This is a genomic window from Photobacterium sp. 53610, from assembly GCF_036409375.1.
In the GTDB taxonomy this organism is placed as follows: domain Bacteria; phylum Pseudomonadota; class Gammaproteobacteria; order Enterobacterales; family Vibrionaceae; genus Photobacterium.
Window position 1 is genome coordinate 413,119 of the sequence record NZ_JAXOFS010000001.1, and the last position, 25,145, is coordinate 438,263.

Here is a 25,145-nt window from a genome sequence, read left to right on the forward strand (position 1 = left end):
GGCCGGGTTGTTTTTTTAAGGCTGCTGGTTGACGGGTGTGTGCCGGGCGAGCATTGATTTGGTGATCACCGGATATACAATGAGCGAGAATAAAATCATGCTCACGGCCATGGTCAGAAACAGAGGCTTATAACTGAAATCTGCCGGCAGCATCAGCAGCAGGGCAATTGAGACTGCTCCGCGAGCGCCGGAGAAATTCAGCAGCCAGAAATCAAGCCGGGACAGTTTACGGTGGTTAATATGCAGAATAGGGCGCATCAGCCAGAGAGAAATAAACCGCGCGGTAAACAGCAGCGTGATCGACAGGACGATAATGCTGACGGACAGGTTGTCGGGTGACAATAGGGTGAACACGCTGGAACCCAACAGGAAGAACAGCAGGGCATTGGCGACATAGTCCAGATACTCCCAGATTTCCTGATGTGCCAGATGATCGGCATCATCTTCATAGGGCTTATAGCCATAAGCCAGGGCTGATGCGAACACAGCGAGAATTCCGGAGAAATGCAATTCTTCGGCAACTACAAAACTGCCGTAAGCCAGTGCCAGTGTGATATTTGTCGTCAGCGTATAGTGCCGCTCATGCAAGAGGGCCAGCAGCCAGCGTGCGGCTCTGCCCAGCAGGGCACCAACGGCCAGTGCACCGGCGATATGGGTGAAGAAACTCAGGCTGCTGATAGCCAGATCCAGCTCGGTTTCGCTGAAAAGAACCAGCGAGAGTATCCCCGCAACGGTGACGACAAAGCCGTCATTCAGAATAGATTCGCCTTCGACCAGCAGTTTCTGATCTTCCGTGACACTCTGGTTGTCTTTAAACAAGGCACTGATTGCCAGCGGGTCTGTGGCAGAAATAATGACGCCGAACAGCAGCGCGGGCATCCATGGAATGCCAAGCAACCAGTGAAGCACAGCGGCAATCACCCCCATACTGATGACGATGCCCAGAGTCCCCGCCAGCGTTGCCGGAACCAGTACATGCCGGAAATGAAACAGGCACATGCACTGCGTTGAGGAAAACACCAGCAACGGGACGAAGACATACAGGACGACATGCGGTTCCAGAACCAGATCCGGCAGGTTTGAGTCCGGCATAGCGGAAAATGCACCGTAGGTCAGACCTAGTAAGAGGATCCAGGTAATATCGGAAAACATCCGCCAGCGATGAGAAAAGTAAAAAATCGTGTTGAGTGCTATCCAGCCCAGCACAGCAAACATCACCAGCGAGGGGATAGATTCGTAGCCAGTCACTGAAGTCTCTCCGGAAAAGTGATTGATTTTTATACTCTAAACGGAAAGGGCAATGAAGCAAGCGAATTTCATGAATTCGCGAAGCCCCAAACAAAAGGCTCCGCAAGGGAGCCTTAAAGAGATGATTCTGGCTAAACAAGGGGTTTAGTTTTCTACTTTCCAGCTGATTTGTTCCCCGGCGCGGATCGGGACCACAACATCGCCGCCGAATGCCATGGTTTCCGGCACATCCCAACTTTGTTTGGTCAGGGTGATGGTGTCGCTGTTACGTGGCAGGCCATAGAAATCCGGACCATTGTGGCTGGCAAACGCTTCCAGCTTGTCCAGGGCGTCCGCCTGCTCAAAGACTTCCGCATAGAGTTCAATGGCAGCATGTGCGGTATAAGAACCGGCACAACCGCAGGCCGCTTCTTTCTTCCCTTTTGCATGGGGTGCAGAGTCGGTGCCCAGGAAGAATTTTTTGCTGCCGCTGGTAGCCGCTGCAATCAGGGCTTCCTGATGCGTGTTGCGCTTCAGGATCGGCAGGCAGTAGAAGTGCGGGCGAATACCGCCGGCCAGCATATGGTTCCGGTTATACAGCAGGTGATGTGCCGTGATGGTGGCACCCACGTTCGGTCCTGCATTGTTCACAAAATCGACCGCATCTTTGGTGGTGATATGTTCCAGCACCACTTTCAGGTCCGGCATTTGGGCGACAATTGGTGCCAGGACAGTTTCCAGGAACACTTTCTCGCGGTCGAAAATATCCACATCGTGCTGGGTCACTTCACCGTGAATCAGCAGCGGCATCCCGACTTCCTGCATGGCTTCCATGGTTGGCAGCAGTTTGCTGATGTCGGTCACCCCTGAATCGGAGTTAGTTGTGGCGCCGGCCGGATAGAGTTTTGCCGCATAAACATGACCGGTTGCCTTGGCCTTGCGGATTTCATCAGGAGTGGTGTTGTCGGTGAGGTATAAAACCATCAGAGGGGAGAATGTTTCACTTGGCTGGGCAGCCAGAATACGATCACGATAGGCCAGAGCAGCATGCGTGTCGGTTACGGGAGGAATCAGGTTTGGCATGACGATGGCCCGTCCCATATAGCGACTGATGTCCCGAACCGTATCTTTCAGCACATCTCCGTCACGAAGGTGAACGTGCCAGTCATCCGGACGAGTGATAGTGATCGACGTCATAATAGCTCCCTCCAAAAAAATTCGACCGATTCTAAAAGTATGACTTGTCTAAGTAAAGCCGTATTCCATCTTTAGATCTCAAAACTGGCAATCGTTTGCATTGTATGCTCAGAGTTTTGTGAATTTTTCGTTAAAAAACGTAACCATTGCGTGAAAGATTGATCGAAAACAATCGTTGGAAAAAATTACATGATAGCGTTCGCAATATGCATGCAGTATCACTACTGTGTGTTTTGTCAGTGATATTTCTTACTATACCTACATGAGATAGATAATAAATGACACATATAACAAGAACGCAGGATATTACACCAATCATCGATGAGACGTTTCGGATACGCGTGAACGAGACCGAAGTGGACGCTGTTCCGGGTGAAAGTGTACTGAGTACATTACTGGCCAGCGAATTCAGACGATTAATGAAAAATGATTATGGCCAGTCGTCCGGGGCATTTTGTGGCATGGGCGTATGCCATTGCTGCATGGTCAAAATTAACGGGCGCCACAAAAAACGCGCCTGCCAGACCATCGTTCAGCCCGGCATGCAAATTAATACATGCAGTAACCGTGTTGTTGAGGGAGCGGATAAGAATGTCTGAGAAAATTGTGATTGTTGGTGCTGGTCCTGCCGGGATGTCGATTGCGGCGACTTTGTCTGAATATGGTGTGCGTTCAATCGTGCTGGATGAGTCACCTAAAGCTGGCGGTGTGATTTACCGTGGTCCCTGGCGGACGACGCAATCCATGCCTCATCTGGATGAAAGCCTGCAGAAAAAGATTCATTTACAGCAAGCTTTAGTGGCGAAGCATCAGGACAACATTGATTTGCAGACCGAAACCCGGGTGCTGGGGCCACTGGCACAAAATCAGCTGCTGCTTTCGCATCAGGACAAGCTGTCACAATTGGATTTCGATTATTTGTTTCTGGCGACGGGCTGTCAGGAGCGCAGTATTCCATTTCCGGGATGGCAGTTGCCGGGCGTGATGCTGACCGGGGGCATTCAGCTGCAGCTGAAAAGCGGGCTGGTGCGCCCGGGTCATCAGGCCGTTCTGACCGGAACCGGACCTCTGCTAATCCTGGTGGCTTGCCAGCTCCACCGTGCCGGGGTGGATGTGAAAGGGGTCTATGATGCGACGCCATTCACTGAGATCAGCAAAGAGGTGCTGGCATTACTGAACCGTCCGCAGGTCGCGTTGGAGGGGATGTCGCTGATGGCGTACCTCAAACGACATCATGTCCCGGTGAAACATGGCTGGGGAATTGTGAAAGCAGAAGGCGGCGAAGCCCTCGAGCGCGTTGCAGTGGCGCCTTATAACCGCAACTGGGAAGCCGATAAGCAGCATATTCAATGGATTGAAGCGGATCTGCTGGGTGTCGGGTACGGCTTTGCGTCCCGTTCTCAGCTGGCGCAACTAATGGAGCTGGAAGTTCGTGTGGATGAGTTCAGCGGCCTGATTCCGGTTACGGATGAGTATCAGCGCAGCAGTCGTCCGAATATTTACTGTGCCGGTGACTCAGCACGGTTTGCAGGCGCGGATGTCGCCATCGTTGAAGGGCAGATTGCTGCACTCTCGCTGGTGGCCGAACTTCAGCCGGAGAAGGCGGTCGAAGTGAAAGCCAGACTGCCCGAGCTGCAAAAAACGCTGCGCCGTTATTATCGTTTCCGGGGTGCATTTGACCGCGCCAATCAGCGGAAAAAAGGGCTCCTGCAACTGCCAGAGTCGGACACCGTGATTTGCCGCTGTGAGCAGGTGAAGCGTTCAGCTATCGATAAAGCCATCAATGAAGGCTGTCGTGATACCGTGAGCCTGAAGATGCGTACCCGCGTCACCATGGGCGACTGTCAGGGTAAAACCTGCAGCCACTATTGTTATGACCGGCTGGCCCAGGAGGGCTACAACAATGAGCAGGGACATTTCAGGACCCGTTTCCCGCTCGATCCAATTCCTTTCTCAGCCATGGAGGACGAAGCATGAGTCAATATGATGTGGTGATCTGCGGAGGAGGTGTCATTGGCGGTTCGGTCGCCTATGCACTCAGCCGGAATAAGGACCTGAAGATCGCCTTAGTCGATTATAAAAATCCGGGGAATGCCTCACGGGCTTCCGCTGGTGGTTTATGGGCAATGGGCGAGTCTACCGGACTGGGCTGCGGCGTAATTTTGTTTAAAACTCTGTCGAAGCAGTTGCAGGAAGGCGCCGATGTCTCGCAGGCCGAAGGCATGAAGCCGCACATTATGCCAAAGCCGTTTTTTGATCTGGCCATGATGTCGAACGCGATGTATCCGGCGCTCAATCAGGAGTTGCTGGAAAAGCACGGCGTCGATATGAAATTTGAAAAAACCGGGCTGAAGTTTGTGTTGTTCGATCAGTATGACCGGATTTACGCTGAGCACATTGCCTCGGCCGTGCCCGACCGTCAGCAGCATATTCGCTGGCTTGACCGGGATACCCTGCTCAGTGAGGAACCCAACATTTCCCGTGAAGCCATTGGTGCCATGGAATTCGATACGGATCATCAGATCAACCCGTACCGGCTGAACGACGCTTATGTTGAAGCGGCTCGTCAGAACGGTGTTGACCTGTACCTCAATACCAAGGTGACCGGCATTGAGCGTCAGGGCAACCGGGTCACGGCGGTACAGACGTCACGGGGCAAACTGGACTGCGGGATGATCGTGAATGCCGGTGGCTCCTGGGCTGAACAAATCAGCTTGTGGGCGACAGGCATGCAAATGCCGGTCTTCCCGGTGAAAGGCCAGGTGCTGGTTTCAGAAAAGCTGCCAAAGATCCTGAATGGCTGTATTACCACCAGTGACTGCTACATCGCGCAGAAAGACAATGGTGAGATCCTGATTGGCTCGACGACAGAAGAGCGGGGCTATGACACCAGCACCGATCTGACCCTGCTGAAGCAGCTGGCTCAGGGGGCGATGAAGTCTATCCCTCAGTTGCGTGATATGAATATCAAACGCTGCTGGGCCGGATTACGTCCGGGGTCGCCGGATGAACTGCCGATTCTCGGTCCGATGCCCGGCATCGAAGGTTACATGAATGCCTGCGGTCATTTCCGTACCGGCATGCTGACCTCAGCCATCACCGGTAAGCTGCTGAACGAACTGGTTCGTGGCGAACCGACCAGTGTGGATATCAGTCCGTTCCTGTACGATCGTTTCCTGAACGAGAGCGGGGATATGGTGGGTGAATATCATCTGGAAGCCAGTTTGTAAGTTTCGTTTGGTTTTCTGACTTCAGTTCTTCAGACATTGAAAGCCTCAGGCAGTTGGCCTGAGGCTTTTTTGTTTGCAGCGTTTATTGCTCAGACAAGCTGTCAGTCCGGGATGGTTTGGAGGATATTTCAGCAACCAGACATATCCCGCAACCGATGGTGTAAGCCAGGATATCGAGCCAGTCGAAGGTGGCGCCCAGAATGATCCGGAGGGCCGTGTGATCTTCCCAGCCCAGCCATTGAAGCACCTGAACATACTGCGCCAGTTCGACGGCGTAAGCGAATGCGAGTACGCCCAGGCTGGCGAGCCATGGCTGACAGCGAATGACCGAGGTCACGCAGGCATAGATCCAGACCACGACCAGCACATCACCCAGGAAAGGGCGCACAAAACTGTCACGGACAAACAGGGCAATCAGTACCAGAACAACCAGCAACATGAAGCTGGTCAGGCAGCGAGCAGGGGAAAATCGAAACATCGGAATCCTTCGTTTTATTCGGGTCAGAGGAAAGGAACCGTTTTGTGTAAACGGCTCCTGAGATGAAACGGTTGATATTGTGGTGTGATTAAGCCGTCGGATCGGGTTCTGTGTTTGACTCGTTGTCTGGCTCAGAGGCTTCACGAATGGATGATTTGCCATACCAGTTGATGTGTCGTGTCATGACCATCACCAGACTCAGAATGGCGAAGCACAACAGGGTGCCCATCAGCAGTGCATAGCTTTCTGCCTGCAGCAGTCCGAACAGCAGGGCATACAGTACCAGCATGCATCCCGAGAAAACTGCACCATGCCGGTTGTGTTTCAGGATACCGGAAACATAAACACCCAATACCGCACTGGAAGCCATGGCAGAGACCAGATATGCCCAGTTAAAGCCAATGTGCTCACTGAAAGAAATCAGCAGCAGGTAAAACACCGCCAGTGCCAGGCCGACAAAACCATACTGAACCGGGTGAATCGGTTTGGCCTGAAAGATTTCCAGCAAATAGAAGGCCGCGAAAACCAATGTGATGACAAGCAGCGAGTAATTAATGGCCCGGTATGACTTCAGATAATGATCAACCGGTTCAATTAGGCTGACTCCCATTTGACGGCTGTTCAGTTGTGAACACTGATCATCAGACTGGCAACGGTTCAGCAGCTCGTCAATATTACTGGACAGGTGGTTCGTCATCCAGACCGCCTTGAAGCCCTGTTCAGAAATGTCAGATTCGATCGGCAGATAATCCCCGGTAAAACTTGGATGCGGCCAGGGGGAGCTCAGGCGGACCTCAGTTTGTTTTCCAATCGGGGAAACACTGAGTGAGTCCATCCCCTGAAGTACCATGGCCAGATCAAAGCGGAGTGGTTGGGCAAGATCGAGCGTTGCCAGATCCAGCGGAATGTGGAATCCCTGGGACCAGTGCTTCAGATCGGTACCGGGCTCAACCTGGTAATCCGTGCCGTTGAGCTGTGCTTTGCCAATGTGGTTGATACCACGGCTGTCGGAAACGGCGACGACCAGCTCGACGGTATCAATCTGACTTTGCGGCAGCTCTGTGATCGGCGATAGATCAAGCTGTCCGGCCAGCTGGGTATCGGCGTGATAAAGCCGGGCGGTGTAAATGCCGCGGTATTTTTCAAAACTTTTTAGTGCCGCGTTGATGCGAAATTGTTCCGGCAGAATGAACTTGGCCTTTCTGATTTCATAGGGCCCTTCTTTGCCGTTTACGGTTTGTCTGTATTTGACAATCATCAGCGGCCCTAAAATGGACTGCTTGTCGCTGCTGCTCCGGGCGATGTCCTGGCGTACGGATTGCTGCAAGTCAGAACGCTCGCTGATTAAGTCCTGAATCATGGATGTCAGGATTTGTAGCATCACCAGCAAGAACAGCACCAACCCGAATTTCATGCCAATCTCACTTTGAAAGAGTTTTTTCATCATTCGTCTCCTTTGTTGGCAGAAACTTTATCTACCTCAATTGGAGTCATGATGGTGAGAATGTGGAGATTTTATGGAGTTGGTAAAATCAGCGTGACATAAACCCCTTCAGCAACGTTTTCAATTGTCAGTTCGCCGCCATGCAGCTTCATGACCTGTTCAATAAAATTCAGCCCAAGACCGGTACTTTTCGCGCCATTGGCCCGCGGGAGTGAATAGAAGCGTTCGGTCAGACGGGGCAGGGCGTAGTCAGGGATCTGTGGCCCCTGATTAAAAATTGTCACCGTGATGTGATTGCCTTGCCGTTCGGCATGCCACTGAATGTCGCCAGACGGGGTCACGAAGTCCAGTGCATTTTCCATCAGATTAAACAACGCCTGTTGCAGCAGGAAGGGATCACCATCAACGGCCAGTGTTTCATCTGCGTTGATCCGGCAGCGCGCTGCTTTGATGTTTAACCTCGCTTCAGAAGACTGCACGACAGTGTCGAGCAACGGGTACAGCGGAATCCGGGAGACCTGCTCCAGTTGGGGCATTTTTTCCAGTCGCGCCAGTTCCAGCAGTCGTTCGATCAGGTGCTGCATCCGGCTGCTTTCCCGCTCAATATTCCCGGCGAAACGGGCCACTTTTTCTTCCGGCAGCGGCATTTGTAAAATCTCGCTCGCCCCTTTGATGGCTGAAAGCGGGCTTTTCAGTTCATGGGTGAGGGTCTGCACATAGTCTTCGACGTACTGTTTGCCATCAAGCTGATTACGCAGTTTTTCCAGGGCGTTACTCAAGGTCGCAAACTCATAGAAGATCCGAAATGTCGGCCGGGCGACTTTTTTGCCGGCCCCCATTTTTTCAGCGTAATCTTCCAGCCGGTGCAGGGCAGAATGCACCCGCCAGGCAACCAGACCGCCGACCAGTAAGATCAGAGCGGTCATTAAGAGCATCCAGAACGCTACATTTCGTTTGGTCTGATCAATAAATGGCTGAATCGAACGGTTAGCTTTCGCAACGGTGACACTGCCGATGATTTCACCATTGTGATACACCGGCGCGGCAATATGCATGACGCTGGAGGTGGGATCTTCCGGATCCAGCGGCGTACTGCGGGCACCATATTTGCCCCGTAGGGTCAGGTAAACATCATTCCATTGTGAATAGTCTTGTCCGATGTCCTGCCGCCAGGAATCGGCCACGACAATACCGTTTTTGTCCGTAATATAGATCCGGTGATTGATGGCGTTTTTTCCGATTTCCCAGATCCGGGCATTCGGATTACGCTTCCCGTAAGCTGAAATCAATTCAGACAGACGGCCTTCAGTGATATCGCCATTGACTAAATTATCCTCAGCAAGCACAGCCAGTAAATTTGCCATATCTACCAGCGTTTCTTCTGTCGCCTGCCGCACTGTCGGCTTGAGTTCCTGAATCACCGTGGTGCTGACCCCGTAGGCTGTCATGGCAACCAGGACAAAAAACAGAATAAACAGGCGGATACCCAGCGGGATCCGGGGCCAGCGGCTCATGCGTGTTCCTTGTCTGAATAGAAGTAACCAAAGCCGCGTTTGGTCTGAATCCGTTCCGCGAGGCCGACAGCTTTCAGCTTCTGGCGGATCGCTTTGATATGGGAATCGATATTGCGTTCATACACGGCCTCCGGGGCCATATCAGCCGCCACCATCAGTTGTTCTCGGCTGAAAACCCGGGGACTGCCCAGCACCAGTTTGTCGAGGATTTTGAACTCGGCCGCAGTCAGCCCCAGCGGCTGGCTCTGGTAGCAAAAGTCAAAGTTGTCGGCAAACAGGTTATTTGTCACGACTTCTGGCACAGTTTCCTGTACGGACGCCTGTGCAGATGTTTGTGCAGCCTCGAACTCAGCCGCTGGACGGTTTTTGATTCTGAGTTTGATGCGTGCAAGCATCTCACGCGGGCTGAACGGCTTGGTGACATAATCATCCGCGCCGATTTCTAAGCCGACCACGCGATCGATTTCATCATTTCTTGCCGTTAAGAAGATAATCGGAATATCGGAGAATTCACGTATGGATTTACACAGCTCAAAACCATTGCCGTCCGGCAGGCCGACATCCAGCACCAGCAGCTCAGGCTGGTGGTCTTTCAGGTAAGCCAGCCCTTCGCCTGCGGTCGGAAACCAGCTGACCTGATAGCCATCCAGTTCCAGCACGTGAATCAGGGTGTCCGCAATGGCGGGTTCATCTTCAATGATCAGGATATTCAAAGCGCGACTCTTCTTATTGTTGATCCCGGGATTATACCTGTGCTGTTTCTGTCCTTTCGAGCCAATCCCGTCAAAACATGTGATTTTCCTTGAATTAAAAGAATTTCTCCGGCTCAATTCAGCTTATTTCCAGAAGTTATCCGAGCCATGGAACCTTTACCTTATTTAAGAGAAATTCAGCTCAAACGCGATCAGATTGATTCTTTCAAGGCCTATCCGTTTTCTATTCCCGCCGTGAAAGGGCTGGATAAAATTGATTTCAGCGCAGAAGTGACCATTCTGGTCGGTGAGAACGGCAGTGGCAAATCAACGTTACTGGAAGCCATTGCGGTTGGCATGGGATTCAACGCGGAAGGAGGCTCGAAAAACTTTCATTTTTCAACTCGAAGCACCCATTCGGAACTGTACAAATATCTGCGCTTCAGTAAATCGTTCAGACGTTACAAAGACGGATTCTTTCTCAGAGCCGAAAGTTTTTATAACGTCTCTACCCATATTGATGAACTGGATGAAGCCCCGAGCTTCGGCCCGCCAATTATTGATTCGTATGGTGGCGTGTCATTGCATCATCAGTCTCATGGCGAATCTTTCCTGAGCTTGATGGTTGAACGATTCGGTGGAAAAGGGCTGTATATCCTCGACGAACCCGAAGCCGCGTTATCGCCGATGCGTCAGCTGTCGGTGCTCAGCCGCATGCATCAGCTGGTGCAGGACCAATCGCAATTTATCATCGCCACCCACTCCCCGATGCTTATGGCCTATCCCGGCGCCCGGATCTATCAAATCGGTCCATCTGGCATACACCCGATCAAATACGAAGACACGGAGCATTACACGATTACCAAGGCTTTTCTGAATAACCCCAGACCGATGTTGGATGAGTTATTTGTAGATAACTGATGGGGCGGTTTGTTTTGTTTTTTGTGGAATTTTGGATCGTGATTTAGGGAAGGTGGACTAGAGTTGGCAAAAGATGATCCTTTTATTTTGGATATCCGCTTCGATACGCGACAAGGGAACCCATCGCTAAAATTTGATGTAAGACTCGCAGGATCATCAAAGTAAAGAAAAATTCTCTCGGATAGCAAGTGAAAGTAGTCCGATAAGTATGCATTTGTGTAAACGGCAGTTGCATGAATGCAATAGAATAACCCGATGATATGGATGATAGAATGCCGTCTCACATCCTGAACTCTGCAGAACCTGAAAAATTGAAAAAGCGGGACGGAAAAATTCAGTGGTTATTCTATGTTTTTTCGTTGTTATCAGGCTTGCCAATTTTCTTAATTCTGGCGAGAAAATGTCCATATTATGAGCTGTAATTATCAATAGGAATTGAACAAATGGAATTGTCTGTCCACCTGGAAATTGTGAAAAAAGCGGCTGAAAGTCTTGGGCTGAACTTTGAAATATTGGACAAGTACTCAAAGAGAGTCGCAGAGATCTCTTGCTTGGATCAGTCCATTCTTGTTCAGTCACCGCAATACTTTTGTAACTCACAAACTGCCGCATCCCTTGCCCAAGACAAAGCGTATACAGATATCATCTTAAAACGAGCGGGAATCGCAACACCTCAAGGGGATTACTTTTTCAAAGTTGAAGGTGAAAACCTTTATTCGAAAGGGGTTGAAGAAGCATTTCAATACGCCAATGCACTTGGTTATCCAGTTTTTTTTAAGCCGATCAATGGATCTCATGGGCGTTTTGCGAGAGTCATCCATTCAGATGCTGAGCTTTATCGCCAACTTGTACTGCTTCCGGGAGAATATAATGGATTTGTTCTTCAGGAAGTTGTCCCCGGATGTGAGCATCGATTGGTCATTCTGAAAGGGAAGCCTTACTTTTCCTATAAAAAATATATTCCAATGCTGATCGCGAATGGCATGGATTCATATGAGACGCTTTTGGATAAATCACCTTATGAATATGAACGCTATCAAGAGTATTTATCCAGTGTTGTGGGGGCACTCTCAGGCATTCCGGAAAGATTTCAGACGATTCCTTTGGCGGCAAATGCAAACCCGAACAATGGTGGAGTCATTGAAGATTTCCGGACTTCATTTTCAAAAGCAATCGTTGACTGGTCTGCGAAGATCTATGCTGCCACCAAACTTGAAGTCATCGGTGTCGATTTGTTTTCACCTTGTGATATGGATTCTGATGTCAGGCTTTTTAAGGTGCTGGAGATTAACTCGAATCCATTTCTGAAGACGATTTACCAGAATGGTTACAGCGATGTCGCCATTGGGGTCTGGCAGGTGCTTCTTTCTGAACACTTTCACCTTTCAATTCAGAGAGAGGCCGTGAATGGTGTCCCTGTCGTGTGATCACCCCAGTGCGATACCAGTGCCTCACGCAATACAGTCAGTTTCGCTGAGTACTGGCGCGAGGGCGGGTAGAGTAAGGTTATAGGTTGTGGCGGTGGTGCGTATTGGCTGAGCACTTCCTGTAATCGTCCGTCGGCGAGGTAAGGGCGGACGAAAAATGTCAGCAGTTGTGCAATGCCAGTTCCGGCATTGGCTGCGTCGACCAAAGGATCACCATGATCGAGGACCAGGTTTCCGCCGACCTCAAGGCTGATGGGTTTGCCGTTTTCCGTAAACTGCCAGGGATTCATCTGCCCGGTGGAAGACAGCCTGACTCTCAGGCAATTATGCTGTGATAATGCCTCAATGGACTGAGGCACCCCCCGTCGGGCGAGGTATTTGGCAGAGGCGACAGTGACCCAGCTGGCGGGTGCCAGTCTTTTGGCAATCACTCTGGCATCTGCAACCGGGCCGCTCCGAATCACTGCGTCAAATCCCTCTTCGATAATATCGACCGTTCGGTCGGTCAGCACTAACTCGATATTTAACTGCGGATGCGTTGTCAGCAAATCGCTGACGATAGGGATCAGGATCAGGCGTCCGAATGCGGAAGGGGCACTGATTTTCAGCGTCCCTTTGGGGGCCGTGCCATGGTGCTGCATTTCATGCTGGGCGTCAGATAACCCGGCGATCAAAGGGCGGACGCGGGTCAGAAAGAGTTCACCGTCTGCGGTCAGACTCAGGCTGCGGGTATTACGGTGTAACAACTTTACGCCCAGCTGTGTTTCCAGTCGGCTGACGGCCCGTGAAATACCGGATTGCGTGATGCCTAATTGTGCTGCTGCAAGAGTGAAACTTCGATTGTCGGCAACTTTGATGAATTGCCGGATGGCATTGAGGTCAGCATCCATGATTTAAGTCATTAGTGAAATGATTTGAAGATATTTATTGATGATAATTCATAAATGATACTGGGTGAACCTTATCCTTTATCTGGAATCAATTTATGCGATCTTCTTTACCTTCAGGGGTTTACCTGCTGAGTCTCGGTATTTTCATGATGATTTCCTGCGAACTGCAGGTACTGGGGTTTATGCCTTCACTGGCGGCAGATCTGGGTGTCTCACTTGCTGAGATTGGTTATCTGGTTTCAACTTTTGCGGCCAGTATGGCGATTGGCGGCCCGCTCCTCATGCTTGTGTTGTCCCGATTCCCGCCCCGAACGATTCTGGTCAGCCTTTATGCCGTTTTCATTCTGGGTGAATTGTTCGGCGCGCTTGCACAAAGCTATCCCCAGCTGATGTTTGCTCGTGCAGTAACTGGAATGGTGTCGGGGGCATTCTTTGGGGTATCCATCGGGCTTTGCACAAGGATAACTGCGCCGCAAGATACCTTAAGGGCCATCGCCATGGTGCTGGCTGGCATTATGTTGGGCACTATTATTGGTTTGCCGCTGGCGAAATTAATTGCTGAACATTGGGGATGGCGCGGTAGTTTTTATGTTGTGGCCGTACTGGCCGTGTTCAGTTCAGGGGTGACCCTGAAAGTCATTCCGTCTCTGCCCGCTGAAGCGCCGCAACCTGTGAAGCAAGAACTGAAAGGGATACTGGACGCGCGGTTATGGTGGGTGTTTGCAACCAGCTTTTGCGTCCTCAGCGCAGTTTATGCGCCGTTCAGTTTCATCGTGCCTATTTTGACTGATCTTGCGGTATTGCCGGACGGGGTCGTCACCTGGCTGCTGTTTGTCTACGGATTATGCATGCTGCTCGGGAACCACTTCGTGGCTCAGCTTGCGGTGAAACACGCGAAAGCCACACTCGCAGGTGGTTTAGGGGGATTGATCATGATTTTTGTGGTGTTCGCTCTGTATGCCGACGTTGCCTGGGTATCCGTGGTTTGCCTTGTGGCAATGGGTTTTTGCGGGGTGAGCCTCAACCCGGCTCTGGTCAGCCGGTTGATGGAACTGCCACAGGGGCAACGGTCATTGATTAATACGTTGCATGCGTCTGTTGTGAATGTAGGAATCATGTCGAGCAGTTTTGCCGCCGGTCTGATGCTGGACTTTGGTTTCAGTCTCCGCAGCACAATCTGGATGGGGGCTGCCATTGCTGTTGTCGGGCTGATCCTGCTTTGGGTGTCACCAAAACTATCTTCCCGGTCAAATCAGGCCCTATCGCAGCTACCTCAAACTCAAATCCATTAAAACGGTATGTTTTGCAAAGCAAAGTGTACAAACATCGTCGTTCTCAAGTACTAAAAGGGCGTAAAGCCCTTTCTTGACCGTTTTGAATCGTATTTTTGAGGGCTTGTTTTATCAATGGTTATATTTGACGGCTTCGGAATATTGAAATGATACGGTGTTAAAGGACAGTGACTTTGAAAAAGCGTAGAGTCTGACCTCAGCGACCGCTCCTCATGAGACGAACAGTACAGAGCAATTCAGGATTGTCATTTGTCATGCTGACTTTATTGTGGTTCATTTGAGTCTCTGGCATAGAGTAGGGCTTTCAGGATGAAAGTCAGATAGCATCACGTCAGTTTGAAATAAGGATATTCAGATGTACATCTCACAGGTAACGCTTGCAGCGTTAGAACAAGTATCGGTTTTGTTCGATGCTTATCGTCAGTTCTACGCGCAAGAATCAGATCTGGGTGCTGCCAGAGCATTTATTGCAAAGCGTTTAGAAGAACAAGATTCCGTTATTTTTCTCGCGAGAACTGAAACAGATGAGCCTTTGGGGTTTGTTCAGCTCTATCCTTCATTTTCATCTGTTGCCATGAAAAGAATGTGGTACCTCAACGACCTCTATGTTGCAGAAAATGCCCGTCAGCAGGGTGTTGCACGCGCACTCTTAAACCATGTCGAAGTGTTTGCCAAAGAAACAAATGCACTCACTGTCAAACTGGCAACTGCGGTATCGAATGAGAAAGCGAAGTCGCTCTATGAGTCTGAAGGTTATGCCAAAGTGACAGCATTTGACCATGACACGCAACGGGTGAAGTGAGTGGTGTGCCAGTCAGTTTATGTCGTCATGAGACGCCGATGAGTAAAAAACAGCGAAACATTGATGAAATGAAAGGGAAAGTCATGCGACAAAAGTTATACCTGATACCGGGCACTCAGTGTAATGAAAGGCTTTGGGAAAAAATGGCTTCTTATTTACCTCCCTCATTTGAGCTGGTTCATCTGGATATTCCGGTTCATATGAGCTTTGATGACATTTCAGATGAATACAGTCAGCGACTATCCGACGAAAAAATAAACATCATTGGGTTTTCTCTGGGGGGATATATCGCAACTGATTTTGCGATGAAGCATCCGGAACGCGTCGATAAAGTGTTTGTTATTTCGAATAGCCCGACGGCCTTGCCGCCAGAAGAATTGAAGCAAAGGGGGAGTGTACTCCAACTGGTCAGAGAGTACGGATACAAGGGAATGACTCGCCGGAAAGCGGCGTCCATGCTGGATGGCAGAAATCAAAGCGATGCGTTGATAGATATGATCCTGAACATGGATCAGGCGTTGGGCGCCGAAGTGTTTCTGAGCCAGTATCAATATACGTCCGAACGAAAAGATTTATCGAAAGCACTCGCAGAGTATTCGGGTCGAATTCATTTCTATCATAGTGAAAACGATCCGCTGGTGGACTCAACATGGCTCCATGCCCTTTGTCATTTAAATCCGTCTCTAACCGTGACAAGTATTTCGGGTTCTGGGCATATGTTGCCACTGGAGATGCCTCGGGAACTGGCGAATTATATCATAGATTGGTTTGAAAGGTCTTAATCATTATCACCTGTAATATTGTTCATAACATAAAATTGAAGAAATAATAATTATGAATATTCGTTTTTATTCAGTAATCATAGGAACAATATGTTTTTTATATTGCGTGGGTTTTGTAGCAGTTTCTTTTTGATAGAAGATGATTTTTAGATTGTTTATATTTCATTCTCGTAAGTGATCTATAGAGTTTTGAAATGAAAAATTAAATTCACTTGTTTTGGTGTTCTGGTAAATGTGGCTTTTTAGTATTAATGGATGAGTGTTATCACTGAAGTCTAAGGTATAAAAACTATAGAAGATTAGTTAGATGAATACATATAGGTTGAAAATTAGGTGTGTGGTTGAGAGCGATAATCTTAGTTGCGTAAGAAATCTCTCTGGGTTATAGAAAACCACTGCTGGAGCAGTGGCCGTTATTATGAACGATTTTTATGGAAAGTTAATTTCTGTCACTTTTCCTGTCTTCAGATCTTTTTCAATGGCATCAGGGCCATTATCTAATCCTGAGTCGTGGTCATGTTTGTTTTCTCCACCTTTTCTTGAATGATTATCATTGTTTGAAGGGCCTGAATAATTAGTGCTAAATTTCGTTCCAAATGCCCTGTCAATTGCTTTCATGGCACTTTCATCAGTAACAAAGTAAGCTGCACTTCCTGATGTAATTTGCAGATCAGGTATTTGAGAGTAGCCACCTTTATAACCTAGAGAAACAGTGAAGCCTTGACCGAATGGCGACCCTGATAAAGGTCGCTCAAACTTTATACCTGCACCTTTGATTGGTGCTGAACCACCAAATGTTTCACCATTTAAATCAGTAACATCCCCTTGAAATACACCAATATCAATAGAAATGCCTAGATCCGCATCTCCTGCTGTTTTGTCAAAATATCCTCCTAGGCCCTTATCATCGGCCGCGAGTCCAGCTGCAAAGTTTGTCCCTAGTCCAGATGCGGAAATACCGACAGTAATTGTTACATCAGAAAAGTCTGAAATCGTAGTACTTCCATTATTACTTTGAGAAAATTGTTGAATACTACTTCTAGGCATGATATCGCTAGAATAGCTAATTTTGTTCTTTATTAAACCAGAGTATACATTTACTAGTGTGACATTTTGGCTCAAAGTACTTTTACCAAATAGTCTTTTGGGGATGGCAATTTCAGTAAAGTAGAGGTTGTTTACTTTTTTTGTTTTATATTTAACTAATGATTTGTATGAACTATTAATTGGGGTTAGATATTTAAATCGCGGTGTACCATTGATAAGTGTTATTTCAAGGTTAGAACTAGACGTGTGGTTGTTATTGCTATTGTTTATTATAGACTTCCCAAACGATAGATAGCTATGAACCTTGCTTTTGGGAATGAAAAATAAACTTTCAGAAGAATGTATTGGAATGAATGTAGTGTCAGATTCATTTAGGTAACTAATGTAAATATATTCTGAATCATTATATATTTGAGAGAAAGCCTTGATATTTGTTTTTTTTAGACTAGTCCACTCATTCATGTTACCATCGATAATAACATTCATCCCATAACTATAAAACGGGATGTGTAGTAGTAAGAAGATAAAAGTTTTTATTATTCTCATTGATGCTTCCTTTCTATTTTAAATATAGATATCCAATGTTGTTTTCTTGGCTGAAATGAAAATCCTCATCATAAAGCCAATATATTTTTATATTGTTTGAGTCCGCCCTGATTGATAATTTCTTTTTCATGTAAGGTGATGTTAATTGAATGTAAATCTTATCACCAATTGGGTGTGAATTTTTACTATTTATGTATTTCAATTGGGTGAGAGACTTTTTTATTTTCTCAATGCTAATACCTTGGCTTACTGTGATAGAAAAATCTTCTGTTTTTGTTACATTAGAAATGTTCTCTCGTGCCAGATATGGAAAAATGGTCATGATGATAATCAGCAGAGCAAAAGGGGAGATTAAAAAAATGTAAAAAAGAGAAAATTTTTTTCTAAACACAAATAAAATGACAAACAAAAAAACACAAGGGATAACGAATATAACGGAAAAACTAAAAATAGTATCCAGAACATGAAGTGATTTTTCTAAATACAAAGATATTTCCTCATGATTTGTTTGGGGTGGATTCTCTCACAAGATGAGATCTGAATCAATTCAACTAGGGAAATAATTATGATCAGAGTTTAAGTTAATGATAATTCTTAATGAGTATAATTGTTGAATTCAACTCAGCATTCTGAACTGTGAAGGTATCCAGCTTGTATATCACTGCCTTGTCGGTGCCGAAGAAAGTGTTTCGGCGTTGTTTAAGAAATCGGCACGTCATCGCAATCAATCGGAACGATATATTCGCCGCCTTGATTGATAATGATCTGTTGACAAGCAGGCTCATGCGTCAGCTTTGTCCAACTCCAGCTCAGGAATATGCTGAGAAGGACAAAGGTGAGCGGGTCGATCTTCGTTTTCATGGGTCACCTCATCCAAATTTATGGTTGATTTGCTTCATGTGTCATTGTGTTTTCTTCTGAGTCTTTTTTTCCGAATCTTACGGTTGTGCGATGCAAAAAGCCTTCGCTGTTTGCACGCTGTGCTTTCATGCCCGCATCAATTTGACGTTTAAAGCATTTCATCTTTGAACTGGATGTGACGCATTAGATAGAATCAACCTGAACGGCAGAGAGAAGGGTTTAACCGCAATGAAAAAAGTCATTCTGATATTGTCCGTGCTCATTTTTCTAGGTCTGGGGGCGTATCAAATTGTCACAAAGTTCAACCTGAATCCTCACTTCCAGGTTGGTGAGGAAATTGATTCTTTGAACGGCATTGTCGTTTACTACAATGGCGGCGTGAACCATGTCTCCGAAAGAAATTTATCTGCAGATGGCTACAACATCGGGCTGAAGTATCAGTGTGTGGAATTTATCAAGCGCTATTATTTTGAATATCTGCATCACCGGATGCCTGATACTTACGGGCATGCCAAAGATTTCTTTGATAAAAAGCTTCAATCAGGCGCGTTGAATACACAACGAGATTTGATTCAGTTTACCAATGGTGCAGGACAGTTGCCAAAAGTGAGTGATATTGTTGTCTATGACGCGAGTCTGTTGAATCCATACGGACATGTTGCGATTGTTTCTCAGGTGAATCCAGAAACGCAGTCGATCGAAATCATTCAGCAAAATCCGGGGCCATTTCAGGGCTCCAGGCAAGCTTATACCATGGAAGAGAGCCATGACGGCTGGACAATTCAGAACTCAAATATTCTGGGTTGGCTGAGTCAGAACAGTCCTTCAATCAAATTGTGAAAATGCATCCTGAGGAATGACGAAAGGCTTAGTTTTCGTCATCTCAGGCCAAAGCTGGATTGATTGACCGGACGGGATAGTGAATACGAGGAATATTTGCAAATGGTTATGATTCAGAAAAATGAAGATCTGTTAGAGTTTGTTTTGCGGGGCGGAAAACCTGAATATGTTTTCTTTTGGGGTCATCAGAAGCCAAAGTCGGGTGTGTCGAAATCGTGTTTCAGCCAATGGTATGACGCTTCTTTTGAGGAAAATGGCATTCAGTTTCGCACGGCTGAGCACTACATGATGTATCAAAAAGCAGTTTTGTTTGGTGACTTTGCTGTGGCCGAAAAAATCATCCGGTGTGATCTTCCGAATGAAGTGAAAAAGCTGGGGCGTGAAGTTTCAGGCTTTGATGAGACGCTGTGGAATCAAAATCGATTGAGTATTGTGGTTCAGGCGAATCGGCTTAAATTCAGTCAAAATCCGGATTTACTCGCGTTCCTGATTTCTACTGGAGACAGCATACTTGTTGAAGCAAGTCCGGTGGATAAAGTTTGGGGAATAGGTCTGGCAGCCGACGATGAGCGTGCGAAAGATCCGGCGCAATGGCGCGGGGAAAATCTGCTCGGTTATGCATTGATGCTCGTCCGCAAAGCGTTCATGTTGAAATCCTAGTCTGTGACTTTGAGAACAGTCAGTATTTCAGACATGAGCGCACAGTTTTTGACAAAGAACGATGTCGCTGTTGAGTGAATGGAATTTATAAAATTTGAGTGGAAGTGGTTCAGTTGATGACGTTCAAAGTCTATTTTAGATATGCCCTCTTTATTCCTTTTATCTGCGGCTTGATAGCCATACTGCTGGACTTTTCTTTTGGATTGGCTGCCGACAGTTTTCTTGTATTACTTATCGTACTCTCCGTCCTGATTGCTGGTTTTCCTTACGCGCTTTTTGTGGCTTGTACCCTCTATTGGATGAGGGACCGAAGCGATCATGAAGTGAAAAAGGTCATGTGGTTGACCCCACTGATTTTTTTGCCTTTTCTTTCAATCGCCTCTTTGCTCGCTAGCCCACCGAACAGTTTTTCTAGCGCTGGATCCACTGTTTTGTTTCTTTGCTTTTTAGGACTGATCTTTGGTTACGGTTATGTGTCGATTGCTTATGTAGGTTGGAAGATAGTGCAGCTATTAGGATGGAGCTCGGAAAAAGCTGATTTTAAGTAACGCGTGTTTGAGGCTATACAGTGAACTCAAATTCCTGCACTCAACATACTGATCTTAAATGATAAACAGGCCGGATAATCATCCGGCCATTGGACAGTTGGTAACACTATAATTTAAATCGTCGCACCAGTTCGTTCTGTTCTTTGGCTTGCTGATCCAGCTTCAGGCTGGCACTGGTGACGCTTTCCATGGATGCCAGATTGGCATCAGCAATTTCACTGATGTCTTCCAGGCTGCGGGCAATGCTGGCGGTAGTACTACGCTGTTCTTCCGTTGCCTGCACAATCTGGCTGCTCATATCACTGATCTCAATGATAATGGCCTCAATCTCTTCCATGGCGCTGCTGGCTTCCGAGGTCTGACTGACACTGTTTTCCATTTCCTGCACGCAGCTTTCAATCACCCGGACACCCTGACTGGCACTGGATTGCAGCTCCTGGATCATCGACTCAATTTCGCCGGTCGAATCTGTAGTGCGCTGGGCCAGAATTCTGACTTCATCAGCAACCACGGCAAACCCGCGTCCCTGATCTCCGGCGCGAGCAGCTTCAATGGCAGCGTTTAATGCCAGCAAGTTGGTCTGATCCGCAATATTGCGAATGACGTCCAGAATACTGCCGATATTACTGCTCATTTGCTGCAGCTGGGTAACGGCTTGTACGGACTCGTCGAGTTGTTCCGACAGTTGATGCGTTGTCGAAATATTGCGGCCCATGACATCGCGGCCCGTGGCTGCAGCCGATTCAACGTTCTTGACCTTATCCAGTGTATGCTGAGCGCTTTGGGTGACATGAGACACGGAGTGTTCCATCTCTGTCATTGCCGTGGCAACAGATGCTGTTTGCTGACGCTGTTCGTGCAGGCGGTTTTTGGCATCTGTGGTCGTCGACTGGTTTTGTGCTGCAACCTTGGTCAGCTCCCCAGATGCATCACTAAGCTGGCGCAGCAACTGCTGTAAGTGATCGGCCAGGGTGTTGATGTGGTGACTGAGCTGGCTGAATTCCGCAAATTTGTTGTTCGTGATGCGCTGTGTCATGTCGCCTGCAGTCAGAGCTTCCAGTGTTTGCAGTGTTGAAGCCAGTGGCTGGCGGACATTTCGTGCCAGGAACCAGCCGATGATCACAGCGAGCAGGGCAGTCAGACAACCCAGTAGAATCGTATGTGTCACACCGGACTGATAAGATTCGCCCGCTTGTTCGATAGCACGATCCATATCTGCGCGAGCCTGAGTCCGGAAGCTGGCCAGCAGCGAATTTGCGTTGTTGATTTCAGCAGTCAGCTGACTGATGTTGGCATAAAGACGTTCCTGGGCCTGAATGTAGTTGAAATGAACGTCCAGCACACCGCCCGGCTGGCCGATATCCTGATTATATTCTTCGATGGGCGAATCAAAAGTACGCTTCAGATCCGGGATCATACTGCTCAACGTCCGGTAAGAATTCTTGAGGTGACTCACCAGTCGTTTGTTGTTTTTGATCGCTTCGTTGATTTTATCAACATCAGAAGAAGCTAGGGCGTCTGAAGTAATGGCTTCTGTCTGACTGAGCTTGTCAAAGTAACTCTTGGCCAGCATCAGCTCGGACACCCGGCTGCGATCCGCAATCACATCTTTCATGCGGACATTCAGATCGCGGTGCAATTGCTGAAATCGGCGGATGGATTGCTGTCGCGCTTCATTTGCAGCCAGTTGCTCCCGGTAGTTGCTCATGGCAGCCTGAGCCTGTGCAAAATAACGATCTTCGAGGGCATTCAGCGCATCAAGCTGGTTGCTCAGTGCGGGGTCATCCTGCGCTGTTTCGACCAATTGTTCCAGCGTTCGACGAAACTGTTCATAGGCTTCGGTAAACTGGGCTTCGTCGTGCTTCATCTGTGTCTGATTATTGCTGGTCAGGAAGTCTTTAAAGACTTTATCCGCAGTCAGGAGCTCGACATTGGCCTGGCTCGACACCGTGACCAGAGGCAAGGATTCTGTATTGACGGTCTCAAGATGACCATAAATGTTTTTGGTTTCCATCAGGGTGAGCGTACTGGTCATTGCGAACAGAGCAATCATGACGGCAAAACCCGCATACATGCGCCTGATAACAGAGGTTTGTTTCTTCATTGCTTATCGTCCCTAAACAGCATGTGCCGAAATCGGCAAAATCTGTCCATTTAAACTTTGGTGGCTTAGCCTTTCTTTTTTATCAATTTGTTATTGTCATGTGATGTCATACAACGTTTGCTTCACGACGTAAAATAAGTCATGTGAAAGCCGTGACCATGTCATCAAAATATCATCTGGTTTTGTTATGGACAGTCAGATTTCTGACGTTCATGGGTTCGGTCTCCTTGCTTGCGCTAATGAGTGTTTTAAAGATAAACAAATGTTATCTACACATACTTTGCCAGGGGTAGCAAAAACTTGAATCGACTGAAAATAAATGCTGGAAAAAGTGTTTAAAACGGTGTTCAATATTGCGCCATCGACAGGAGTCGAGCATACTCGGGGATGGTAAGAAATGAGAAAATGGAGCTAGCCATGGCAGAAGAAACTATCTTCAGCAAAATTATTCGTAAGGAAATTCCGGCTGATGTTGTGTATCAGGATGATCTGGTCACTGCATTCCGCGATATTAATCCACGTGCACCCAGTCATATTCTGATCATTCCAAACAAATTGATCCCGACGGTGAACCATGTTGAAGCCGATGATGAAGCAACCATGGGCCGTCTGTTTACAGTAGCGCGCAAGCTGGCTGAGGCGGAAGGGATTGCCGAAGACGGTTACCGGCTGATCGTGAACTGCAATCCATTTGGCGGGCAGGAAGTCTATCACGTTCATATGCACCTTTTAGGTGGTCGCCCGCTCGGACCGATGCTGGTTGGTTAATCGTTAAAGAAATCTCCTTGGCAGTCGTCACATATAAAGTATGACGACTGCCAGATGACAGACAGGATCGAATGAAAAAGAATTTCCTGCGTACACCGATTATCTATTTTTGCGCTTCTGTTCTTGCCGGCTGTACCAATTTATCGGGACACAGTCTGTTCAGCCATTACAGTGCCAGCACAACTGCCAGCAGGCATGCGTTGGTTAGTGGGCAATACCAGACGGCGCTGGAGGCGCTGCCTGAAGAACCTGCTGGTCCTATCCTGGATGGAATGGAACGCGGGCGACTGAACTTTCTCACAAGGGACTACCCGGACAGTTTATCGGCTTTTCAGTATGCAGATCATGCTGTGAAGCTCCAGCAGGATGCTGCACAGATTCAGATCTCGGAAGGGCTGAATCAGGCTGGGTCATTGTTCACGAATGACAATATGATCACCTACCAAGCCACTGATTATGAACTGGGTTTTTTGCATTTATATCTGGCTCTGAACTACATTCAGAAACATGACCTGGAAGGTGCGCTGGTCGAAATGCGACGTGCAAACATGGTTCAGGAGACCGCAAAGAAACTGCGTGAATCTGAGCTGCAGGCCGCAGAAACCCAGATGAAAGATGAAGGGCTTTCCGACAATATTGGTGCCGTTTTATCAAACTACCCTGGTGCAGGGAACAAATTGGCAGCGGTACAGAATGGCTATCTGTTCTATCTCTCCGGTGTGTTGTTTGAAGCTGATGCGAATCTGAATGACGCCTATATCGATTACAAACGCGCTTTGGCTGTTGCACCGGATAACCTGTATGTGGCCCGAACCGTTCAGCGGCTGGCTGTAAGGCTGGGCATGAAAAATGATCAGCAGTTGCTGGCTAAAAAATACGGCGCCCTGAAATCACCGGAATCTGGAACTGGTCGCCTGATTATTTTAGATGAGCAAGGGGTCGTGCAAGCGCCGGAAGGCCGACGTACACCGTACTGGGTGTATAACGACAACGGTCAGAACGTGCTGCATAATCTGGCGCTGCCTTATTATCCGCCGCGGCCAGTGATTTTGCCGGGGCAGCTCAGCATTGGTGAGCAGGCAGTCAATGCATCGTCGTTGACTGATGTGACGCAAATGGCAAAGCAAAGCCTGAGCGAAAGCATGCCGGCGAGAGTTTTACGGCAGGTTTTGAGAGTGATTGCAAAAGAGCAGCTGCGGCAGGCTGCGGCTCAAAATGGCAATGATGTCGGTAATTTGCTGGCCAATATATTCAACACATTGACTGAACAACCTGATACCAGAAGCTGGCAGACTCTGCCTGCAAAGGTGACCCTCTATCAGGACGATTTGCGTCCGGGGACTCACCAGATTCACTGGCAGGGGCATTCGGTTGATGCAGAGGTGAAACAAGGCAGAACAACCTTGGTTTGGGTATCCCGTCAGGGAGAGACAATGGACGGTTGGTCCGTGCTATTAGGAGGAAACTGATGAAATATGTGATAGCGATTTGCTTGGCGCTGATGATGACGGCATGTGCCCGGACGACAACATCAGGGATCAGCATCGACAGCAGTAATCAGAGTGTTGTCATTGCGAACCCTCAGCTGGCGAACAAAGTAGGCATCGAAAAAGCTGATGTGACGCGGCAAAACGGTTTATTACAGGCTGGCGTGCCGGTAGTCAGTAAAGTTGATGGTGACATTAAGCTGCAATACCGTTTCTACTGGTATGATGCAAAAGGACTGGAAATCGGCGGTAGCGACAGTCCGTGGCGTCAGTTTGTTCTGCACGGTAAGGACACCATGACGATTAAAGCCATGGCGAAAAAACCTGAAGCGGAAAACTACCGTATTTACATTCGTGAAGCCACGACTACTTGGTAAGCGTTCTGGAT

Annotated in this window: 25 protein-coding genes; 14 read left to right on the forward strand and 11 right to left on the reverse strand. The window is 48.0% G+C overall.

The annotated features are described in order from the left end of the window. Positions 1–15: 15 nt before the first annotated feature. Positions 16–1,248, reverse strand: coding sequence for a cation:proton antiporter (locus tag SPK40_RS01940; RefSeq protein WP_248140669.1), 1,233 nt, complete (start codon positions 1,246–1,248; stop codon positions 16–18). Between the two features lie 144 nt (positions 1,249–1,392). Continuing rightward, positions 1,393–2,424 (reverse strand): dihydroorotase, encoded by a 1,032-nt coding sequence (gene pyrC / locus SPK40_RS01945; RefSeq protein WP_330959231.1) that lies wholly within the window; start codon positions 2,422–2,424, stop codon positions 1,393–1,395. 278 nt (positions 2,425–2,702) lie between these two features. On the opposite strand from pyrC, the gene SPK40_RS01950 reads away from it, so the two are divergent. From SPK40_RS01950 to SPK40_RS01960, 3 genes are read left to right on the forward strand one after another with little or no spacing between them, the layout of a single operon-like run. Further along, complete coding sequence (locus SPK40_RS01950) at positions 2,703–3,023, forward strand: 2Fe-2S iron-sulfur cluster-binding protein (RefSeq protein ID WP_256549289.1); 321 nt, start codon at positions 2,703–2,705, stop codon at positions 3,021–3,023. Next, positions 3,016–4,401 carry an NAD(P)/FAD-dependent oxidoreductase gene (locus SPK40_RS01955; protein WP_330959232.1) on the forward strand — a complete coding sequence of 462 codons (1,386 nt, stop codon included), beginning with the start codon at positions 3,016–3,018 and terminating at the stop codon, positions 4,399–4,401. The genes SPK40_RS01950 and SPK40_RS01955 overlap by 8 nt, the downstream gene beginning before the upstream one ends. Beyond that, positions 4,398–5,654 carry an NAD(P)/FAD-dependent oxidoreductase gene (locus tag SPK40_RS01960; RefSeq protein ID WP_330959233.1) on the forward strand — a complete coding sequence of 419 codons (1,257 nt, stop codon included), beginning with the start codon at positions 4,398–4,400 and terminating at the stop codon, positions 5,652–5,654. Before SPK40_RS01955 ends, SPK40_RS01960 begins: the two co-directional genes overlap by 4 nt. A gap of 82 nt (positions 5,655–5,736) precedes the next feature. Here the strand turns inward: SPK40_RS01960 and SPK40_RS01965 are convergent, their stop codons facing one another. The 4 genes from SPK40_RS01965 to SPK40_RS01980 all read right to left on the reverse strand — a co-directional run bounded on the left by SPK40_RS01965 (position 5,737) and on the right by SPK40_RS01980 (position 9,803). Beyond that, complete coding sequence (locus SPK40_RS01965; RefSeq protein ID WP_330959234.1) at positions 5,737–6,132, reverse strand: ribosomal maturation YjgA family protein; 396 nt, start codon at positions 6,130–6,132, stop codon at positions 5,737–5,739. 88 nt (positions 6,133–6,220) lie between these two features. Next, entirely contained in the window at positions 6,221–7,576 is a 1,356-nt protein-coding gene (creD, locus tag SPK40_RS01970) for a cell envelope integrity protein CreD (RefSeq protein WP_330959839.1), read from the reverse strand. Between the two features lie 71 nt (positions 7,577–7,647). Next, entirely contained in the window at positions 7,648–9,090 is a 1,443-nt protein-coding gene (gene creC / locus SPK40_RS01975; protein ID WP_330959235.1) for a two-component system sensor histidine kinase CreC, read from the reverse strand. Continuing rightward, positions 9,087–9,803 carry a response regulator gene (locus tag SPK40_RS01980; protein ID WP_248140663.1) on the reverse strand — a complete coding sequence of 239 codons (717 nt, stop codon included), beginning with the start codon at positions 9,801–9,803 and terminating at the stop codon, positions 9,087–9,089. The genes creC and SPK40_RS01980 overlap by 4 nt, the downstream gene beginning before the upstream one ends. 147 nt (positions 9,804–9,950) lie before the next feature. On the opposite strand from SPK40_RS01980, the gene SPK40_RS01985 reads away from it, so the two are divergent. Both SPK40_RS01985 and SPK40_RS01990 read left to right on the forward strand, forming a co-directional pair. After that, the gene (locus tag SPK40_RS01985) at positions 9,951–10,703 is read left to right on the forward strand and encodes an AAA family ATPase (protein ID WP_330959236.1); all 753 of its coding nucleotides are present in this window, start codon (positions 9,951–9,953) and stop codon (positions 10,701–10,703) included. A gap of 443 nt (positions 10,704–11,146) precedes the next feature. Beyond that, positions 11,147–12,130 carry an ATP-grasp domain-containing protein gene (locus SPK40_RS01990; protein ID WP_330959237.1) on the forward strand — a complete coding sequence of 328 codons (984 nt, stop codon included), beginning with the start codon at positions 11,147–11,149 and terminating at the stop codon, positions 12,128–12,130. Here SPK40_RS01990 and SPK40_RS01995 read toward each other — a convergent pair. Further along, positions 12,094–13,020: a LysR family transcriptional regulator gene (locus SPK40_RS01995; RefSeq protein WP_330959238.1), complete on the reverse strand. Its 927-nt coding sequence runs from the start codon at positions 13,018–13,020 to the stop codon at positions 12,094–12,096. The two genes, SPK40_RS01990 and SPK40_RS01995, sit on opposite strands and share 37 nt — an antisense overlap. A 95-nt stretch (positions 13,021–13,115) precedes the next feature. On the opposite strand from SPK40_RS01995, the gene SPK40_RS02000 reads away from it, so the two are divergent. From SPK40_RS02000 to SPK40_RS02010, 3 genes are all read left to right on the forward strand, one after another. After that, positions 13,116–14,312, forward strand: coding sequence for an MFS transporter (locus SPK40_RS02000; protein WP_330959239.1), 1,197 nt, complete (start codon positions 13,116–13,118; stop codon positions 14,310–14,312). A 355-nt stretch (positions 14,313–14,667) separates the two neighbouring features. Further along, on the forward strand, positions 14,668–15,114 hold the full coding sequence (locus SPK40_RS02005; protein WP_330959240.1) for a GNAT family N-acetyltransferase: 447 nt from the start codon (positions 14,668–14,670) through the stop codon (positions 15,112–15,114). A 38-nt stretch (positions 15,115–15,152) separates the two neighbouring features. After that, complete coding sequence (locus tag SPK40_RS02010; RefSeq protein WP_330959241.1) at positions 15,153–15,896, forward strand: alpha/beta fold hydrolase; 744 nt, start codon at positions 15,153–15,155, stop codon at positions 15,894–15,896. A gap of 429 nt (positions 15,897–16,325) precedes the next feature. Here SPK40_RS02010 and SPK40_RS02015 read toward each other — a convergent pair whose 3' ends face one another. The 3 genes from SPK40_RS02015 to SPK40_RS02025 all read right to left on the reverse strand — a co-directional run bounded on the left by SPK40_RS02015 (position 16,326) and on the right by SPK40_RS02025 (position 18,350). Then, entirely contained in the window at positions 16,326–17,489 is a 1,164-nt protein-coding gene (locus SPK40_RS02015; protein WP_330959242.1) for a hypothetical protein, read from the reverse strand. A gap of 13 nt (positions 17,490–17,502) precedes the next feature. Continuing rightward, a complete protein-coding gene (locus SPK40_RS02020; protein WP_330959243.1) occupies positions 17,503–17,976 on the reverse strand; it encodes a hypothetical protein in 474 nt (157 codons plus the stop codon). A gap of 212 nt (positions 17,977–18,188) precedes the next feature. Next, positions 18,189–18,350, reverse strand: a complete 162-nt coding sequence (locus SPK40_RS02025) for a hypothetical protein (protein WP_330959244.1) — start codon at positions 18,348–18,350, stop codon at positions 18,189–18,191. 228 nt (positions 18,351–18,578) lie between these two features. Between SPK40_RS02025 and SPK40_RS02030 the strand changes: the two genes are divergently transcribed. The 3 genes from SPK40_RS02030 (at position 18,579) to SPK40_RS02040 (ending at position 20,398) form a co-directional block, all read left to right on the forward strand. Next, entirely contained in the window at positions 18,579–19,190 is a 612-nt protein-coding gene (locus SPK40_RS02030; RefSeq protein ID WP_330959245.1) for a CHAP domain-containing protein, read from the forward strand. A 102-nt stretch (positions 19,191–19,292) separates the two neighbouring features. After that, positions 19,293–19,850, forward strand: coding sequence for an NADAR family protein (locus tag SPK40_RS02035; RefSeq protein WP_330959246.1), 558 nt, complete (start codon positions 19,293–19,295; stop codon positions 19,848–19,850). A 116-nt stretch (positions 19,851–19,966) separates the two neighbouring features. After that, positions 19,967–20,398 carry a hypothetical protein gene (locus tag SPK40_RS02040; RefSeq protein ID WP_330959247.1) on the forward strand — a complete coding sequence of 144 codons (432 nt, stop codon included), beginning with the start codon at positions 19,967–19,969 and terminating at the stop codon, positions 20,396–20,398. Between the two features lie 106 nt (positions 20,399–20,504). Here the strand turns inward: SPK40_RS02040 and SPK40_RS02045 are convergent, their stop codons facing one another. Continuing rightward, on the reverse strand, positions 20,505–22,502 hold the full coding sequence (locus SPK40_RS02045; RefSeq protein ID WP_330959248.1) for a methyl-accepting chemotaxis protein: 1,998 nt from the start codon (positions 22,500–22,502) through the stop codon (positions 20,505–20,507). Positions 22,503–22,919: 417 nt separating this feature from the next. Here SPK40_RS02045 and hinT point away from each other — a divergent pair, with 417 nt between their 5' ends. The 3 genes from hinT (at position 22,920) to SPK40_RS02060 (ending at position 25,134) form a co-directional block, all read left to right on the forward strand. Then, entirely contained in the window at positions 22,920–23,270 is a 351-nt protein-coding gene (gene hinT, locus SPK40_RS02050) for a purine nucleoside phosphoramidase (protein WP_248140651.1), read from the forward strand. 71 nt (positions 23,271–23,341) lie between these two features. After that, positions 23,342–24,739 carry a COG3014 family protein gene (locus SPK40_RS02055; RefSeq protein WP_330959249.1) on the forward strand — a complete coding sequence of 466 codons (1,398 nt, stop codon included), beginning with the start codon at positions 23,342–23,344 and terminating at the stop codon, positions 24,737–24,739. Next, positions 24,739–25,134 (forward strand): YcfL family protein, encoded by a 396-nt coding sequence (locus tag SPK40_RS02060; RefSeq protein WP_248140649.1) that lies wholly within the window; start codon positions 24,739–24,741, stop codon positions 25,132–25,134. Before SPK40_RS02055 ends, SPK40_RS02060 begins: the two co-directional genes overlap by 1 nt. The last annotated feature ends 11 nt before the right edge of the window (positions 25,135–25,145 follow it).

What these genes read in the sequence shown, in the direction of transcription:
- hinT (WP_248140651.1), top strand. Translation starts at nt 22,920, where the DNA reads ATGGCAGAAGAAACTATCTTCAGCAAAATTATTCGTAAGGAAATTCCG.
- SPK40_RS02035 (WP_330959246.1), top strand. Translation starts at nt 19,293, where the DNA reads ATGGTTATGATTCAGAAAAATGAAGATCTGTTAGAGTTTGTTTTGCGG.
- SPK40_RS02015 (WP_330959242.1), bottom strand. Translation starts at nt 17,489, where the DNA reads ATGAGAATAATAAAAACTTTTATCTTCTTACTACTACACATCCCGTTT.
- SPK40_RS01960 (WP_330959233.1), top strand. Translation starts at nt 4,398, where the DNA reads ATGAGTCAATATGATGTGGTGATCTGCGGAGGAGGTGTCATTGGCGGT.
- SPK40_RS01985 (WP_330959236.1), top strand. Translation starts at nt 9,951, where the DNA reads ATGGAACCTTTACCTTATTTAAGAGAAATTCAGCTCAAACGCGATCAG.
- SPK40_RS01965 (WP_330959234.1), bottom strand. Translation starts at nt 6,132, where the DNA reads ATGTTTCGATTTTCCCCTGCTCGCTGCCTGACCAGCTTCATGTTGCTG.
- SPK40_RS02025 (WP_330959244.1), bottom strand. Translation starts at nt 18,350, where the DNA reads ATGAAAACGAAGATCGACCCGCTCACCTTTGTCCTTCTCAGCATATTC.
- SPK40_RS02000 (WP_330959239.1), top strand. Translation starts at nt 13,116, where the DNA reads ATGCGATCTTCTTTACCTTCAGGGGTTTACCTGCTGAGTCTCGGTATT.
- SPK40_RS01955 (WP_330959232.1), top strand. Translation starts at nt 3,016, where the DNA reads ATGTCTGAGAAAATTGTGATTGTTGGTGCTGGTCCTGCCGGGATGTCG.
- SPK40_RS02030 (WP_330959245.1), top strand. Translation starts at nt 18,579, where the DNA reads ATGAAAAAAGTCATTCTGATATTGTCCGTGCTCATTTTTCTAGGTCTG.
- SPK40_RS02010 (WP_330959241.1), top strand. Translation starts at nt 15,153, where the DNA reads ATGAGTAAAAAACAGCGAAACATTGATGAAATGAAAGGGAAAGTCATG.
- SPK40_RS02040 (WP_330959247.1), top strand. Translation starts at nt 19,967, where the DNA reads ATGACGTTCAAAGTCTATTTTAGATATGCCCTCTTTATTCCTTTTATC.
- SPK40_RS01995 (WP_330959238.1), bottom strand. Translation starts at nt 13,020, where the DNA reads ATGGATGCTGACCTCAATGCCATCCGGCAATTCATCAAAGTTGCCGAC.
- creC (WP_330959235.1), bottom strand. Translation starts at nt 9,090, where the DNA reads ATGAGCCGCTGGCCCCGGATCCCGCTGGGTATCCGCCTGTTTATTCTG.
- SPK40_RS02045 (WP_330959248.1), bottom strand. Translation starts at nt 22,502, where the DNA reads ATGAAGAAACAAACCTCTGTTATCAGGCGCATGTATGCGGGTTTTGCC.
- SPK40_RS02060 (WP_248140649.1), top strand. Translation starts at nt 24,739, where the DNA reads ATGAAATATGTGATAGCGATTTGCTTGGCGCTGATGATGACGGCATGT.
- SPK40_RS02055 (WP_330959249.1), top strand. Translation starts at nt 23,342, where the DNA reads ATGAAAAAGAATTTCCTGCGTACACCGATTATCTATTTTTGCGCTTCT.
- SPK40_RS02005 (WP_330959240.1), top strand. Translation starts at nt 14,668, where the DNA reads ATGTACATCTCACAGGTAACGCTTGCAGCGTTAGAACAAGTATCGGTT.
- creD (WP_330959839.1), bottom strand. Translation starts at nt 7,576, where the DNA reads ATGAAAAAACTCTTTCAAAGTGAGATTGGCATGAAATTCGGGTTGGTG.
- pyrC (WP_330959231.1), bottom strand. Translation starts at nt 2,424, where the DNA reads ATGACGTCGATCACTATCACTCGTCCGGATGACTGGCACGTTCACCTT.
- SPK40_RS01950 (WP_256549289.1), top strand. Translation starts at nt 2,703, where the DNA reads ATGACACATATAACAAGAACGCAGGATATTACACCAATCATCGATGAG.
- SPK40_RS01990 (WP_330959237.1), top strand. Translation starts at nt 11,147, where the DNA reads ATGGAATTGTCTGTCCACCTGGAAATTGTGAAAAAAGCGGCTGAAAGT.